Annotated in this window: 12 protein-coding genes, 2 tRNA genes and 1 pseudogene; 8 read left to right on the top strand and 7 right to left on the bottom strand. The window is 70.3% G+C overall.

Going from position 1 to position 15,501, the window contains the following annotated elements; genetic code table 11:
- The first annotated feature begins 23 nt into the window (after positions 1-23).
- Positions 24-245 carry a hypothetical protein gene (locus ACI78Z_RS10705; RefSeq protein ID WP_457036514.1) on the top strand — a complete coding sequence of 74 codons (222 nt, stop codon included), beginning with the start codon at positions 24-26 and terminating at the stop codon, positions 243-245.
- Here ACI78Z_RS10705 and ACI78Z_RS10700 read toward each other — a convergent pair.
- Genes ACI78Z_RS10700 through ACI78Z_RS10680 form a run of 5 tightly spaced genes read right to left on the bottom strand, consistent with a single transcriptional unit; the run spans position 242 to position 5,203 of the window.
- Entirely contained in the window at positions 242-847 is a 606-nt protein-coding gene (locus ACI78Z_RS10700) for a DUF421 domain-containing protein (protein ID WP_457036513.1), read from the bottom strand. The two genes, ACI78Z_RS10705 and ACI78Z_RS10700, sit on opposite strands and share 4 nt — an antisense overlap.
- 21 nt (positions 848-868) lie before the next feature.
- On the bottom strand, positions 869-1,417 hold the full coding sequence (locus tag ACI78Z_RS10695) for a peroxiredoxin family protein (RefSeq protein ID WP_457036512.1): 549 nt from the start codon (positions 1,415-1,417) through the stop codon (positions 869-871).
- Positions 1,414-3,033, bottom strand: a complete 1,620-nt coding sequence (locus ACI78Z_RS10690; protein WP_457036511.1) for an SMP-30/gluconolactonase/LRE family protein — start codon at positions 3,031-3,033, stop codon at positions 1,414-1,416. The genes ACI78Z_RS10695 and ACI78Z_RS10690 overlap by 4 nt, the downstream gene beginning before the upstream one ends.
- 2 nt (positions 3,034-3,035) lie before the next feature.
- A complete protein-coding gene (locus tag ACI78Z_RS10685; RefSeq protein WP_457036510.1) occupies positions 3,036-4,238 on the bottom strand; it encodes a heme-binding protein in 1,203 nt (400 codons plus the stop codon).
- Positions 4,239-4,243: 5 nt separating this feature from the next.
- A complete protein-coding gene (locus ACI78Z_RS10680; RefSeq protein ID WP_457036509.1) occupies positions 4,244-5,203 on the bottom strand; it encodes an SMP-30/gluconolactonase/LRE family protein in 960 nt (319 codons plus the stop codon).
- Positions 5,204-6,407: 1,204 nt separating this feature from the next.
- On the opposite strand from ACI78Z_RS10680, the gene ACI78Z_RS10675 reads away from it, so the two are divergent.
- The 3 genes from ACI78Z_RS10675 (at position 6,408) to ACI78Z_RS10665 (ending at position 8,186) form a co-directional block, all read left to right on the top strand.
- Positions 6,408-6,656, top strand: a complete 249-nt coding sequence (locus ACI78Z_RS10675) for a hypothetical protein (protein ID WP_457036508.1) — start codon at positions 6,408-6,410, stop codon at positions 6,654-6,656.
- A gap of 80 nt (positions 6,657-6,736) precedes the next feature.
- A complete protein-coding gene (locus ACI78Z_RS10670; RefSeq protein ID WP_457036507.1) occupies positions 6,737-7,342 on the top strand; it encodes a DM13 domain-containing protein in 606 nt (201 codons plus the stop codon).
- A gap of 130 nt (positions 7,343-7,472) precedes the next feature.
- A complete protein-coding gene (locus ACI78Z_RS10665; RefSeq protein ID WP_457036506.1) occupies positions 7,473-8,186 on the top strand; it encodes a DUF427 domain-containing protein in 714 nt (237 codons plus the stop codon).
- Positions 8,187-10,833: 2,647 nt separating this feature from the next.
- Here ACI78Z_RS10665 and ACI78Z_RS10660 read toward each other — a convergent pair.
- Both ACI78Z_RS10660 and ACI78Z_RS10655 read right to left on the bottom strand, forming a co-directional pair.
- Positions 10,834-11,946 (bottom strand): annotated as a pseudogene (locus ACI78Z_RS10660) (IS630 family transposase).
- A gap of 92 nt (positions 11,947-12,038) precedes the next feature.
- Positions 12,039-12,112, bottom strand: a tRNA-Gly gene (locus ACI78Z_RS10655).
- A 90-nt stretch (positions 12,113-12,202) separates the two neighbouring features.
- Here ACI78Z_RS10655 and ACI78Z_RS10650 point away from each other — a divergent pair.
- The 4 genes from ACI78Z_RS10650 to ACI78Z_RS10635 all read left to right on the top strand — a co-directional run bounded on the left by ACI78Z_RS10650 (position 12,203) and on the right by ACI78Z_RS10635 (position 15,443).
- Positions 12,203-12,276 (top strand) — tRNA-Pro (locus tag ACI78Z_RS10650).
- A 127-nt stretch (positions 12,277-12,403) separates the two neighbouring features.
- On the top strand, positions 12,404-13,867 hold the full coding sequence (gene tig, locus ACI78Z_RS10645; RefSeq protein ID WP_457036505.1) for a trigger factor: 1,464 nt from the start codon (positions 12,404-12,406) through the stop codon (positions 13,865-13,867).
- Between the two features lie 293 nt (positions 13,868-14,160).
- Positions 14,161-14,796 (top strand): ATP-dependent Clp protease proteolytic subunit, encoded by a 636-nt coding sequence (locus ACI78Z_RS10640; RefSeq protein WP_457036504.1) that lies wholly within the window; start codon positions 14,161-14,163, stop codon positions 14,794-14,796.
- Between the two features lie 20 nt (positions 14,797-14,816).
- On the top strand, positions 14,817-15,443 hold the full coding sequence (locus tag ACI78Z_RS10635) for an ATP-dependent Clp protease proteolytic subunit (protein ID WP_457036503.1): 627 nt from the start codon (positions 14,817-14,819) through the stop codon (positions 15,441-15,443).
- Positions 15,444-15,501: the final 58 nt, after the last annotated feature.

The following is a 15,501-nucleotide window of genomic DNA, read 5'->3' as shown; positions in this document are numbered from 1 at the left end:
TCCCCACGGCGCACCCTGGCGGCATGCCCGAGCGGTTCTACCGGATCACGGTCAGTGGGATCCTCACCGAGCGCCTCGCCGCGGCGTTCGAACCGCTGGGCCTCGCCGGCGTCGATGAAGGGCGAACCGCGCTCTCGGGGGTCTGCGTCGACTCCGCCGCCGTCTTCGGGATCCTCGACCGCATCCGCGATCTCGGCCTGGAACTGCTCGGGGTGGAGTCCTCCGACGTCCTGCCCAGCCCCTAGCCCGGCCTCCGGGAGCCGACCCCGTGCCCGTCCCCGGGGGCACCCGAGGCGACGTCCTCGACGGCCTGGTGCAGGGCGTCGAGCCGCCGGTGGAGTGCGTCGATGTCTGCGCGGGTCGCGGACATCCGGGGCGGCTTCAGCCAGACGACGATGGTGCCGCCGGGACTGAGGGCGGCCTCGGCGACGTCGCCGGCACCGTCGGCGCCCTGCGCACGCAGGGCGGCCTCGACGTCGGCGCGCCGCAGCCCCTCCCTCCGGAGGAACCCGTCCAGGAACCGGCCGTCCCTGATCAGCGGGACGTCGGCGCCCTCGAACAACCGCACCGCCCGTTCGGATCGGGAGATGACCCGGACGACCACGGCGTTGGTCGCGATGAGGACGGCGGCGGCGAGCAGCCCGCCGGTCACGCTGTCGTCCGGCCCGATGAGCGCGTCCTGGACGACGGTGGAGAGCAGCAGCACGACGACGAGGTCGAACGAGTTCAGCTGTGCGAGGTTCCGCTTCCCCGCGACCCGCAGGAGCAGGGCGAGCGCGGCGTAGACGGCGATCGTGCGGACGACCTTCTCGCCCGCCGGGACGTCGAGGGTCCAGATCTCCGACATGGTCGGCGCGGACGGCTCAGGTCATGCCGCGGGCTGGGCCCGGTCCCAGGCCGCGCGCGCCTCGTCGGTGGTGGGGTCGAAGTCGGCCTTGGTCCGCCGGAACAGGTCCTGCAGGTCCCGCCAGAGCTGGTCGGCGGACGGGCGCCCCCAGTACCAGTACCCGCAGTAGACGCGGTCGATGACCAGTCCCGGCGCCAGGATCAGCGTGTGCGGCACGGTGGCCGCGTGGTGGGGATCGGTGTACTCGTCGATCTGCAGGGCGCGCTGGACCTCCAGGTCGCCGTCCGACAGGAAGGTCCACCACGCGCCGGTGGAGCTCTTCATCGTGTACGTGTCGTGCAGATCGTTCGGCAGGACCGTCACCAGGGAGGTGAAGGCGATCGGGAGGACCTCCTGGAGCTCGAGCAGCTCCCGGTGGTAGGCGCGTTCCCGAGGGCAGTGTTCGCCCCGGCCCAGCTGCAGCACCATGGCGTCGGAGCCCTGCAGCTGGGACAGTCGCCACTTCGTCCCGTTCTCGTCGGGCAACTCGAAGTCGCGCAGCGTCGTCCCGACATCCAGACCCGTGCTCATCGGTCCTCCTCCGTGCCCGGGCGGACGCCGGCAACGCTCGTGCGGATCCGGTAGACGCTGGTCAGTGCCGTGACGTAGAGGCCGCGGCCGTCCGCGTCGCCCCACGCGAGGTTGTGCGGGCTCTCGGGCAGATGCAGCGTGCCCAGGTGCCGGCCGTCGGGGGCGAGGATCCAGATCCCGGACGGCCCGCAGACGTACAGATCGCCGTTCCGGTCGACCTTGATCCCGTCGACCGCGTCCTCGCCCTCCGCGTCGCTCATGTCGAAGAAGACGCGCCCCCCGGACAGCGACGCGTCCGCCGCCACGTCGTACCGCATGACCACCTTGGCGGCGGGATCCCAGTTGCCGATGTAGAGGTGCCGCTCGTCCGGTGACAGGGCGATCCCGTTGGGACCCTGCAACCCGTCCGCGACCAGGTGGACGGCCCCGTCGTGAACGGCGAAGACGCCGCTGAACGGCAGCTCCTTCTTGGGGTCGTCGAAGCCGCCGGGCAGTCCGAACGGGGGATCGGTGAAGAACAGCGTGCCGTCCGAGCGGTACACGAGGTCGTTCGGGCTGTTCAGTTGCCTGCCCTGGTACCGGTCGGCCAGGACGGTGACGTCGCCGTGCGGCTCCACGCGCAGCACCCGCCGGTTGCCGTGCTGGCAGATGGTCAGGCGCCCCTGCGGGTCGAAGGTCAGGCCGTTGGACCCCGGCTGGGTGAACCGGCCGATGTCGGCGCCGGTGTAGCCGCTGTGCGAGCGGAACACCGTCACCTGGCCGCGGGGACTCCAGCGGTAGATCTGGTTGGTGTTCGGGGAGCTGAACAGCAGCGCGCCGTCCGCCGTCCACACCGGGCCCTCGGTGAACTCGAACCCGCCGGCCACGCGCTCGAGTTCGGCACCGGGCTCCAGGATCGCGTCGAGCGCGGCGGCCGCCCGCGTGACGTGATAGTGGACCGGCTCCGTGCTTCGTGCCTGCTCGGGGCGGTAGAGGTCCAGCGTCGCGCTGCGCAGCCAGATGTAGTTGCGGGGAGACGCCGAGATGGGGCCGTTGGCGCCGAAGACGGCGATCCGGAACGTCTGCCCGGGCCGGGCGTCGTCGGTGAGCAGCACCCGGTTGGGCGCGTTGAAGCCGGCCACCACCTGACCGCCGGCGTCCCCGAGGGCCACGGGCAGCCGGCCGTCGACCCACACCTCGGCGTAGTCGTCCACGACCACCTCGAAGACGACGGTGTACCCGGTGGGATCGAGATCCCCGATCCGCTCGGGCACGGTCACGCTCAGCCGGTACCAGTTGAAGCAGACCCTCCCGCCGGCCAGCCGCACCTGGGTGTCGGCGGGGGACAGCACGCGCCAGCCGGAGTCGTCGAAGTCGGCCGGTCCGGCGTGCGGCAGGACATCGAAGGTCCGGTTCGGGATGGTGCCCGGGCCGAGGGGGTCGGTCTCCGAGCCGATCTCGACGAAGTCGATCTCCTCGACCCGTGCGTCGCTGTACCGCCAGGTCGTCCCGGTCGACGCGGCGCCCTCGTCGGTCTGCAGATCGATCACGGCGGCCGGGGCGCCGGGGAGGAACTGCGTGGGCCGGGGGAGGTTCGCGGTCGCGGTGTGCCTGATCGGGAACGGGGGAGCCGCCATGGCTACGCCACCACCTTCGTCACGAAGTACAGGAACGGGTCGGAGACGTCGACGAACTGGTGCGGCACCCCGTTCGGGACCACGAGGACGTCGCCCTCGCCGAGTTCGTGAGGAGTCCCACCGTCGATGGACTCGGCGCGCAGCTCACCCGGCCCCACCTCTCGAGCGGAGCGCATCGTGCCGCCGGTGACCACCGTGGCCCTGCCCTGCACCACCCGCATGACGTCGACGACGGCGGCGTGGTACTCGACCGCCCCCGGTGCGGTCCGCCGTCCCGCGTCGACCCTGTAGCGGTCGGTGTCGAGGAGCAGGCCACCCTGCCGGAACTTCTCCTCGAGGTCTTCCGCGGAGATGTGGACGGCGTCCTGACCACCGGCACCGGAGGCGGCCCGCCGGCCGGCGTCCCGGCCGATCTCGGCCAGCTCCTGGTCCTCGTCGGCCGAGGACGCACCGCTGACGCCGACCGCGCCGACGACGTGGCCGTCCACCTCGATGGGCATGCCCCCCTGCAAGGGCACCGCGCCGGCCAGGTGTAGGGCCGACGGTCGTCCACCGGCGGCCTGCCGCTCGAAGTCCCGGCTGGGCCGCCGGAAGGTGGCCGCGGTGCGCGCCTTGTCGGTGGCCACCCCGACGCTGGCCACCTGCGCCGCGTCCGGGCGCCAGAGGTGCAACAGGTCGCCGCCGGCGTCGACCGCCGCCGCCACCGGGGCCACGCCGCGGGCCGTGGCCGCGTCGGCGATCGCCTGGACGGCCACCTGGGCGGCCGAGTAGCTCAGCGCGGGCACCTCGCGCGTGCTGATCGGCGCCGCCGCGCCCGCCGCGGACACCGCCTCGTCCTCGTCCGGGGTCTCGCCGCTGGTCCCGATAGCGCCGACCACCTCGCCGTCGACGGTCAGCGGCACGCCGCCGGTGAGCGCCCGCGCACCGTGCAGAGCCAGCGCGCCCAGCCGCCCGTCGGTCACCTGCTGCTCGATCTCCCGGCTGGGGCGCATGAAGATCGCGGCGGTCCTGGCCTTGTCGATGGCCACCTGGTCGCTGGCCACCTGGCTGCCCTCGGTGCGCCGCAGGGCGAGCAACCGCCCCGACGCGTCGACGATCGCGATGACGACCCGGTAGCCGTGCTCGGTCGCGTGCTTCTCCGCCGCCCCGAGCACTGCGTCCACGCCGACGCCGTCGAGGACCTTCCGCGTGCGGACCGCGGTCATGGCGGTCACGCTCCTCTCGTGTTCAGGACGGCCACCCAGACGGCCGTGTCCGCAGTGATGAAGAGCCGGTCGCGATCGCGACCGCCGAAGGTGAGGTTCACCGCGCCGCCGGGGACGGCGATCCGGCCGAGCAGCCGACCGTCGGGGGACAGCACCCGCACACCGTCGGCGCAGCAGACGTAGATCCGGCCGTCCTCGTCGACGGTGAGCCCGTCCGGTGTGCCCGCAGTTGTGACGTCCACGACCCGGCGGGAACCCAGGGCATCACCCTCGACGTCGTAGGCATAGACGTGGTGCGGCCGGTCCGGGTCGTAGCTCCCGGGTCCTTGCACGGCGCCGCTGTCGGCGACGTAGAGCACCGTCTCGTCGGGGGAGAAGACCAGCCCGTTCGGCTTGTCGACGTCGTCCGCGACCATCCGCAGCCGGCCGGTCACCGGGTCGAACCGGTACAGGGCATCGGGCAGCTCGGGGGCCGGTCGGAAGTGCTGCAGGTGGCCGTACGACGGGTCGGTGAACCAGATCGTCCCGTCCCGGCGCACGACGACGTCGTTGGGGGAGTTCAACGGACGCCCGTCGTAGTCCTGGACGACGGTCGTGGTGGCGCCGGTGCGGGGATCGAGGGCGGACAGCCGCGCCGGGGAGTCGAAGCCCCCCTGCTCGCAGACCAGCAGGTGGGAGCCCCACGCGGCCATGCCGTTCGGCATGACCGCCATCCCCGGCACTGCCGTGCCCCGCTCGGCTCCGAGGTCCGCCCGGTCGCCGTCCAGCGCGATCCGCTCGATCAGCGCCGCGGGCGGCCGGCCGCTCGGCACCGTGGTCACGTAGAGCGCGTCGTCATCGGGCAGGTACGTCGGGCCCTCGTGCGCGTCGCACCGGGCCAGGACGGACAGCGACGGACGCGCGCCGACGACGGCTGCGAAACCGCCGTCAGCGGGGAGGAAGGCGTCCGCCAACAGGTCGGTCACCGGTGCCCGATCCGGTTCGGCGCACCGTCCGCCGTCCGGCCGGTGCCACGTTCTGTGCCACGGTGACCCACGCTCGCGCCTCCTCTTCCCGCGCACGCCGCCGGTCGGCGGTCCGTGCAGGTGCTGTCCCGGCTTGGCCGCGGGCGTTTCACCGGTGGCTCCCCGCCGTGACCGCCGCGAGGGCGGCCCGCGCGGACGCCAGCGTCCGGTCGACGTCGTCCTGCGTGATGGGCGCATCCGCCGCCTGCCCGTCGCGTCGCCGCAACGCCCGTTCGATCGGGGCAGGGTCTGGAACCCGCCCCATCACCCACCGGGCGCTGTCGCCCTTGGAGCGCCACACCCGTCGACCGCTCACGGCCACGCGCGCCAGGCGCTCAGCAGCGCGGCGTCCAGGGCGCCGGGAGCGCCGGCGTAGCAGTCGAGAGCCTCGAGCACCGCCGCGGCCAGCAGCTCCCGTCCGAGCTCGGGGAAGACGGCCGCCGCCGGCGGGCGATGAGCGCCCGCCCGCTCTGACGGGCGATGGCGACGTCGATCGTGAACCAGAAGTGGGGGTCGTCGTCGGCGTCGTAGGACAGGTGGTGGTCCATCCGCGCGCCGGTGTCGAGGTTGAGCTGGTAAGCGGTTCCTGGCGGCCGCGAGGTCGTCCTGCGCGTAGAGCACGAACTCCGGGCCGCAGGCCGGAGTGGCGAGCGCCTCGTGCTTCAGCCTATCGGCCGGACCGCGGCGCTCCGGGAGGGACAGTCGCTCGGTGGCGACCGCTTGCACGTCGACGTCGCTCCGCCGCGGGTCGTAGTCCTGGAGCGCCGCGGAGCCCACCAGTCAGACCCCCACCCGGCGCCTGCGCAGCGCGTCCTGCACGCGGCGGGCCACCTCACCCACGGAGAAGTCCAACAGCTGAGCGGGCGATCGGAGGGTCGTCCCGTCGGACAGGGCCATCGCCTCGACCGCTCCCGGACACAGCTCATCCGGCGACCCGAGTCCCGGCGGCGCCTGCGCCGCGAGCGTTCTGACGGCGTCGTCCGGCGGTAGGGCCGGGCGTTGCAGTGGGCCGGCACCAGCGGGAAGCTCGGCGGCCCGGGCGTGTAACCACCGCGCGGGTGCTCAGACGTAGGGAGTGGAAAGGCACCCGCTCCGGCGGGCCGCCGGTACCCCCGAGGCAGCGTCGCCACGGGCACACGTCGGAGACGGTCAGGAGTGGTGGGTCATGTCAAGCAGCACGAGGAACGGGTCCGGGCTCCTCGAGCTGGCCCGCCGAGAGCAGGGCGCCGTCGAGGTGGCGCTGCTCTGGGACCAGCGGACCAGCAACGCGGTGGTGGTCGTCTGGAACTGGAGCTCCGGGGTCTGCCTCCAACTGCAGGCCAATCCCGATCAGGCCGGCTACGCGTTCGCCCACCCCTACGCCTTCGCCGCGGCGTCCGGCGTCCCCTCGGGCGACATCCTGCAGGCCGCCTGACCCTTCAACGCCGGCGCGGCGTCTGCCTGACGGAGCGCTGCCTCCCGTGACACCGAACCATCCAGCGGAGAACACCGGTCATGACCCGTGCCGATGAAGTCCCCGGCCGCATGGACGAACCGGCCACCAACTCCGGCAGACCCCAGCAGCGCCGCCGGCTGTGGCGCAGAAGATGGGTCTGGCTGACGGTTGGCGCACTCGCCGTCCTCGCTGCCGCAACGTTCGTCTGGCTCCAGCCCCAGAAGCTGCTGTACGACCAGCGGGTCGACGAGGTGCTGCCGAGCGCGGCTGCCGAACAGTCGCCAGCCTCCGGATCAACCGCCCCGAGAGCGGCGGCCCCGCCCGTGGAACTGGCCTCGGGCAGCTTCGTCTCCCGGGAGCACGAGACCGTGGGCACCGCTCGTGTCCTCCGCCTGTCCGACGACCGGGTGGTCGTCCGGTTCGAGGGGTTCGTCACGTCGAACGGTCCGGTGCTGGTCGTGTGGTTGACGAAGAACCCGGCCCTCGGCCCGGACGAGGCGTTCGACGACGACTACGTCAGCCTCGGCCCGCTCAAGGGCAACATCGGCGACCAGAACTACGCCGTCCCCGCCGACGTCGACAGCACCGCCTACACCAGCGTCGTCGTCTGGTGCGATCGCTTTGACGTCCCCTTCGGCGGAGCCGACCTCGCCCCCTCGAGTTGACCGCGGCTCACCGGGCCGCGGGACGAGCACACCTCCCGGAGAAGTCATGCCAGATCAGTCCGGAACACCAGCTCGCGACTATCCCGTCATGGCGGCCGAGGCCGGTCGCATCGAGCCGGCACCAAGGCGGGTGAGGGCCACCCTGAGCGGCCGGACCGTCTTCGACTCCGTTCGTGCCCGCTATGTCTGGGAGTTCCCCTTCTATCCCCAGTACTACATCCCGTTCGACGACATCGACGAGTCCTTCCTGGTCGACGAGGGGCGGGAGCTGCGTCTGCAGCGCGGAACCGCCCGCCGGTACGGACTCCGGATCGGGGACGAGGAGCGTCCGGGCAGCGTGCGTGTCTTCGGCGCCGACTCGGTCGACGGAATCGCCGGCACCGCGCGCTTCGACTGGGCCGCGCTCGACGCCTGGTACGAGGAGGACGAGCAGGTCTTCGTCCATCCCCGCAACCCCTACGTCCGGGTCGACGCGCTGCCGTCACACCGCCACGTCCGCGTGCAGTTGGACGGCCACGTGCTGGCCGACAGTGCGAGCCCGGTGCTGGTCTTCGAGACCGGGTTGCTCACCCGGTACTACATCCACCGCACCGATGTGAACTTCGAGCAGCTGGTCCGGACCGATACCCGGACCGCTTGTCCGTACAAGGGAGTCACGTCGGACTACTGGTCCTTGCGGGTCGAGGGCAGGACGCCGCAGGCCTACCAGGACATCGCCTGGTCCTACTCGTTCCCCACACGACAGCTCCTGCCGATCGCGGGCCTGGTCGCCTTCTACAACGAGAAGGTCGACATCGAGGTCGACGGTGTAGCCCTGCCCCGAGCGCACACACGCTTCGTCTGACCCGGGCAGCTCCCGGCGAGCAGCACCGACTGCGTGTGGCGCAGGCATCGTCAGCCGGAGGGCGGGGCGGCACCACCCTTGAATGCCCGACTCACGGCACTCCCAAGACTCCCGCCGCACATGCCCCAGCGCGCGGCAGCAACCGCCGGACGCCGCCGACGGAGGACGCGCACAGGAAGGCATCGGACATGTCCTCGGACACGCTGGCCATTCACGGGAAGTACACCTGCGCGGGCACCGAAGGACGACCGTCCGCGTCCACCGGGCTGGAGTGGCCTGGATCCGTGGCACCCTCGAGGGGAGCCTCCTGATCCAGCCCGGCGGCACGACGCACGTCTTCGGCGCCGTCTCCGGGACGTCCGCAACCGTGCTCGCCTCACGCTCGCAGGCATGGTCCGCGGCAGCATCGAAGCCATCGACGGTGGGGATCTACTCGACTTCCGCTGCCCTGACCGACCGTCTGCCTCAAGGGGATCGGCGATCAGGACGGCGTCGTCAGGACTGAGTAGTCAAGGGTGGCGAGGAAGCTGTCGCGCGCCGGGTCTGACGGAGGCTCCATTCGCCGGAAGGATGGGAGTCCTGGCGGCACCGCAAACCGCCCGAACGTGAAAGGTGTCGCGGGAAGCCTGTGAACGGTTCCCCGCGACACCGCGGTGGAGCGGGTGACGGGAATCGAACCCGCATGGCCAGCTTGGAAGGCTTGGGACTCCGAGCGCCATCTTGGCTGGCCCGGGCCAGGTCGGGCGGATGCCGTGCCTTTCGCATGCCTTAACGCCACGCGCGGCGGCCCGGACGAGCGGCTCCTCGCTGTTGATCGGCCCCGATGCCAGTTGAGTGCCGGGTTCCGCATCAACTGCGGCTGCGCCGGGGCCGACCTCGCCACTGTGGGCCGGGCACATGCCGTGCGTGCGACGACGCGCCCGGTGCCGAATCCGTGACGCCGCGGTGACAGCGGTCTCCTAGCGTCGTCGGTCGCCCGGACATCGAGGTCGGCCCTCGGTACCAGGGCGACGGGGGGTTGACGTCAGGAGAGGACCGGCTGACCGCCGGACATCGAGCGCGACCCGCTCCTCCGCCACGGGCGGTGCCCTCCCGGCTCCACCGACCGAACGCCACCCGAGAAGGGGATGATCGTCATGGCTCAAATGCTCCGGCGAGCAGTCTGGCGGGACGGGGCGGACGACGGCTGGCACGACGACCTCGTCTGGTATGTGGCCGGTATGGCCCGGATGAGACAGCTGACGCCTGGGCGCGACGACTTCCTCGCAATTTTCAGCGACACCCTGGAGCGAGCCCTTCCGACGACCTCGTCGGGCAGATGGCATCGATCGCCCGGAATTGGTCCGATCCGATGAGCCTCGACTATCACCAAGTCCGAGCGCTTCATTGGGTTGAGCGAAGCATTGACACGCGCAGGGTGGTCTGTTGAATGAGCAGCCGTCCCATCGATAGTTCAGGGGGCCCGATGTCCGGAGATCACGAACCGCGCGGTAACGGAGCGTCCTCCGCTGACGAGCATTCCGGAAGTTATCCTCTTCCCCCGATCCCTCCACCCCCTACATATCCACCTGCCTCGACCCCTCCGCCTGCCTCGATTTCGGCTCCGCCTTCCGTAGGAGCTATAGTCCCTTCTCCGGAGGTTGCCGCAAGAGGATTCTGGTATGAAGTTCGCGGACTGGTGCAAGAGGAGGCCCTGTTCCGGCTGTTGGCCCAAACATTCCGCGCGCTGGAGGAGGCGGAGGATGGCGCTGGTAAGACACTGCATGTATACGTACGTCGAATCGAGGACCCCGAAGAGTTTGAGCGACCACGCGTAGCCGATGGTTGGCACAGTGTTGGTGACAGGCCGCATGAGTCTCGAGGCGGATAATGCCCAGGAGTCATCGGCCGGGTAGGCGTAACCAGGTTTGGTCTAAGGAAGATGTCCTGGGTTACCCGAGCAGCCTCATCGACTATTCCAAGGTGGCAGCGCCACTCCTCGCGGGATTCTCGCTGAGCGCGGTCGTCGCAATTACTGGCCGCGGATCCAGGGGATGGCGCGGCGATATATCGATTCTCCTCTTCACGATGGCCGCAGCCCTCTTAATATTCGCCATACAGGCAGCGCTGAACGCTGCGATGTATCAAACATCCCCGTCGGACCGGCTGGCATGGTGGCCCGAGGCGAAGTCCAACGACTCAGTCGCCGCGAAGGTTCGTCTAGATCAATGGTGGGAAGACGCTACGGCCTTACGGCTCAGGACTCGCGCTAGGTGGGGTTACAATCTTGGCATTGTGGCATTCCTTGGTGGCCTCATAGCGGTCCTCATTCCGGAACCGGGTAACTGGAACGGGGTGCGAATAGCGGCTCTCTGCGTCGCTGGCGCAGCCGTGCTTATCGAGGTTATCGGGACCACAGGGCGACCCGCTTCTCTTCAAAGAATCATTTCCCCATCGCGGGAAGATGTGGAAAGGAAACTATCCTCTCAATCGAACCAAATCCCCGACTCGATTGAAGGTGGCGAGGTGCGAAGGAGGCTATTCGGCATCCTTGGTGATGCTCAAGCGCCCGCCGCTCGCCAGCGGACGCCAGAGTCTCGGGCAGCGGAGTTCATAGCGGCAATTAGACAGGATTCGGGAACGCGTCGTTGACAAACAATCAAGCCGCCTAGTGCTCCGTAACTGACGTCGTCTGTGTCTTGCGGCGTCGTGGGTCGATGGCCTTGGCGATGACGGTGTCCGGGTCCTTGGTCCAGGTGAACGGTGCGCAGCGGTCGTTCCAGGCGTCGATGAAGCCCTCGATGGCCGAGATGAGGTCGGCGACGGTGGGGAAGTTGCCCCGGCGCAGCGCCTGCCGGGTGATGATCGAGAAGAACGCCTCCAGCAGGTTCAGTCAGGAGCCCGAGGTTGGGGTGAAGTGCAGGTGGACCCAAGGATGGCGCTTGAGCCAGGCGCGCACCGCGGGGTGCTTGTGGGTGGCGTAGTTGTCGACCACCACGTGCAGTTCGCGGCGCGGATAGGCCCGCGCGACCTGGCGCAGGAAGGCCAGGAACTCCTGGTGCCGGTGCCGCTGGGTGCAGGCCTCGGTCACCTTGCCGGTGGCCACCTCCAGCGCGGCGAACAGCGTGGTGGTGCCGTGCCGGACGTAGTCGAAGGTCTGCCGCTCCGCTCATCCGGGCCTGGTCGGCAGCGTCGGCGCCGTCCGCTGCAGCGCCTGGATCTGCGGCTTCTCGTCCACGCAGAGCACCACCGCCTTTTCGGGCGGATGCAGGTACAGCCCGACGACGTCGCGGACCTTGGCCTCCAGGGCCGGGTCGGTGGAGAACTTGAACGTCTGCGTCCGCCACGGCTGCACGCCGAAGCGGTGCCAGATCCGGGCCACGGTGGCGTGCGAGATCGGCCTGCCCTCGCCGGCCAGGGCCGAGGCCAAAAGGCGCGAGGACCAGTGCGTCGCCCCGAAAGCGGTCGGCGGCTCGGTCAGCGTCAGCTCCAGCACCCGGTCCCGCAGCGCCTCGGGCAGTTGCGCCGGCTTACCCGGCCGGGGCAGATCCTCCAGCCCGCCCAGGCCGTGGTCGGCGTAGCGCCGTCGCCAGGTCACCACGGTCGGCTCGGCGCAGCCGACGATCGCGGCGATCTGCTTGCCCGGCACTCCCTCGGCCGCGAGCAGCACGATCCGGGCACGCTCGACCTCCCGCGCCGGCGCGCCCTTGTCCCGGACCCGCCGCTCCAGCTCCTGCCGATCGGCGTCGGGCACTTCCACAGTCCGCACGTGCGCGGCCATGAGAAATGGTCACTCCGGCCGCGGATCACATCAAGAAGAACCGTGACGGAGCACTAGGAGGTCTGACAGGCTGCTTGACCTGCGGCTTTGCGTGGAGCGGGTGACCGGGATCGAACCGGCATGGCCAGCTTGGAAGGCTGGGGCTCTACCATTGAGCTACACCCGCGACGGTGCCCCGACAGCGTAACCGCCCGGGCGTCGGCCCTCCGCGCCGCGTCGTCCCGGGGTAGGGGCGGGACCTAGACTCGACCCGCCACGGGGTGTGGCGCAGCTTGGTAGCGCACCCGCTTTGGGAGCGGGGGGCCGCAGGTTCAAATCCTGTCACCCCGACCGTCCCGTCCTCTCCGTCCCGCCGGACCGGCGCCTCCGCGGCTGTCTCTAGACTCGGGGGTCGACCCGGCGTCGTCCGTCCTGCCCGGCGCCCATCCCCATCTGTCGATCGAGGAGCACTGCTGCTGTGAAGAGCACCATCGAGGAACTGGGCCCCACGCGGGTCCGGATGGCGATCGAGGTGCCGTGGGGGGACCTGGACCACGCCTTCGGTGAGGTCTACAAGGAGCTCGGCCGCCAGGTGCGCGTGCCCGGCTTCCGCCCCGGCAAGGTGCCCAACCGGGTGCTCGACCAGCGCGTCGGCCGGCCGCTCGTGCTCGAGCAGGTCGTCAACCACGCCATCCCGGAGGTCTACTCCGAGGTCGTCCGGGAGAACCAGGTGCGCGTCCTGGGCCAGCCGGACATCGAGGTGACCCGTCTCGACGACAACGACACCCTCGCCTTCACCGCCGAGGTCGACGTCGCCCCCAAGGTCGAGCTGCCGTCGCTGGACGAGCTCGCGGTCACCGTCGACGACGTCGAGGTCACCGACGAGGAGATCGACCAGCAGATCTCGGTCATGCGCGAGCGCTTCGGCATGCTCACCGGCGTCGACCGGCCCGCCCAGGACGGCGACTTCGTCTCCATCGACCTCGAGGCCACGCTGAACGGCGAGGTCCTCGAGGACGGCTCGACCACCGGCATGTCCTACGAGGTCGGCTCCGGCAACCTCATGGAGGGCCTCGACGACGCCGTCCGCGGGCTGTCGGCCGACGAGTCGACGACCTTCCAGACCGCGCTGCTGCAGGGCCCGAACGCCGGCGAGACCGCCGACGTCACCGTCACCGTGCGCTCGGTGAAGGCGAAGGAGCTGCCCGAGCTGGACGACGAGTTCGCCTCCACCGCCAGCGAGTTCGACACCCTCGAGGAGCTGCGCGAGGACGTCCGCACCCGGCTGGCCCGCACCAAGGTGCTGCAGCAGGGCGCGCAGGCCCGCGACAAGCTGGTCGAGCACCTGCTGGAGACCGTCGAGGTGCCGGTCCCCGAGAAGCTGGTCGAGCGCGAGATCGAGTGGCGCAACCGGGCCATGCAGAACGAGCTGCAGCAGGCCGGCATGGACTGGGACGGCTTCCTGCAGATGACCGGGGTCGAGAGCCGCGAGGCCTACGACGCCGACCAGCGCAAGAACATCGAGGAGGCGGTGCGCACCCAGTTCATCCTCGACGCCATCGCCGACGCCCGTGAGGTCACCGTCGACAACGAGGACCTCTCAGCGCAGATCATGGCGCAGGCGCAGCGCAACCGGATGAGCCCGGAGCAGTACGCCCAGCAGCTGCAGCAGGGCGGCAACATCGCCGAGTTCGTCGCCGACGTCCGCCGCACCAAGACCCTCGCCCAGCTGCTGGAGCAGACGACGATCACCGACGCCTCGGGCAACGTGGTCGACCTCGAGGCGCTGCGCCCGAAGACGGTGCAGGCCCCGGGCGCCGGCGAGGCCGGCACCGAGGACGAGGACGCCGACGAGGCCCCGGACGCCGAGGTCGCCGACGCCGCTGCGGTCGAGGCCCCCGAGGGTGCGACCGAGGACGCCGAGGACGTCACCAAGAGCTGAGAGAGCACTCCGTCCGAGCCCTTGGACGAGGCCACGCCGCGACGACGCCGTCCCACCCCACGCCCTGGGGAGGGGCGGCGTCGGTCGTCCCCAGAGGGGAGGCGCCCGCCGGCCGCTGCGCCCACGGCGAACACCCCCCGCGCCGGGACTGCCCCCTCACGCACGCGCGTTAGGGTCGTCGTGGACCCAGACCGGCACCGGGACACCGCACCGCGGCGACGCCCCGGAGCCGGCACCACCAGCCCCGCCCAGCGAGACCGGCTGCCCGACAGTCAACGGAGGTCACCGCACCCGTGAGCACCAACCCGAACTCGGCGAGCGCGCCGCTCATGCGTGGCGCCGCCGGGGGGATGAACCTCAACGACTCGGTCTACGAGCGCCTGCTCCGCGAGCGCATCATCTTCCTGGGCACCCAGGTCGACGACGTCATCGCCAACCAGCTGGCCGCACAGATGCTGCTGCTGTCGGCCGAGGACCCCAAGCGCGACATCCACCTGTACATCAACTCGCCCGGCGGCTCGGTCAGCGCCGGCATGGCCATCTACGACACGATGCAGTTCATCGACTGCGACGTCGCCACCTACGGCATGGGCCTGGCTGCCTCCATGGGCCAGTTCCTGCTGACCGCCGGCACCAAGGGCAAGCGCTACGCCCTGCCGCACGCGCGGATCATGATGCACCAGCCCTCGGCCGGCGTCGGCGGCACCGCGGCCGACATCGCCATCCAGGCCGACCTGTTCCGGCGGACGAAGCGTGAGCTCAACGAGCTGCAGTCCTTCCACACCGGGCAGAGCATCGAGCAGATCGAGCGCGACTCCGACCGCGACCGGTGGTTCACCGCGCAGGAGGCCCTCGAGTACGGCTTCGTCGACCACGTGGTGAGCAAGGCGGCCATGACCGACAGCACCAACCCGGTCACGGACAACTGACGGTTCGGAGGAGAACTGCCATGAGCTTCCAGATGCCCTCCAGCCGTTACGTGCTGCCCTCCTTCGTGGAGCGGACCAGCTACGGCATGAAGGAGTCCAACCCGTACAACAAGCTCTTCGAGGAGCGCATCATCTTCCTCGGGGTGCAGATCGACGACGCGTCGGCCAACGACGTGATGGCCCAGCTCATCACGCTCGAGTCGGCCGACCCGGACCGCGACATCACGATCTACATCAACTCGCCCGGTGGCTCCTTCACCTCGCTGATGGCCATCTACGACACGATGATGTTCGTCCGGCCCGACATCCAGACCGTCTGCATGGGCCAGGCCGCCTCGGCCGCCGCCGTCCTGCTCGCGGCCGGTACCCCCGGCAAGCGGCTGGCGCTGCCCTACTCCCGCGTGCTGATCCACCAGCCCTCGGGTGAGGCCGGCGGTCAGGTGTCGGACCTGGAGATCCACGCGGCGGAGATCCAGCGGGTGCGCACGCAGATGGAGGAGATCCTGGCGCGGCACACCGGCCGGTCGGCGGAGCAGGTCCGGGCCGACATCGACCGCGACAAGATCCTCACCGCGGACGAGGCCAAGGCCTACGGCATCGTCGACCAGGTGATCCAGAGCCGGAAGCTGAACGCCCTCCCGGCCTGATCCTCTCAACCGGTACGGGTCGAGTGCTTCGCGTGTCGGGCACTCGACCCGTACCGTC

It is taken from the genome of Geodermatophilus sp. SYSU D01176, assembly GCF_054050015.1.
This window is presented reverse-complemented; position numbering and strand designations above follow the sequence as displayed.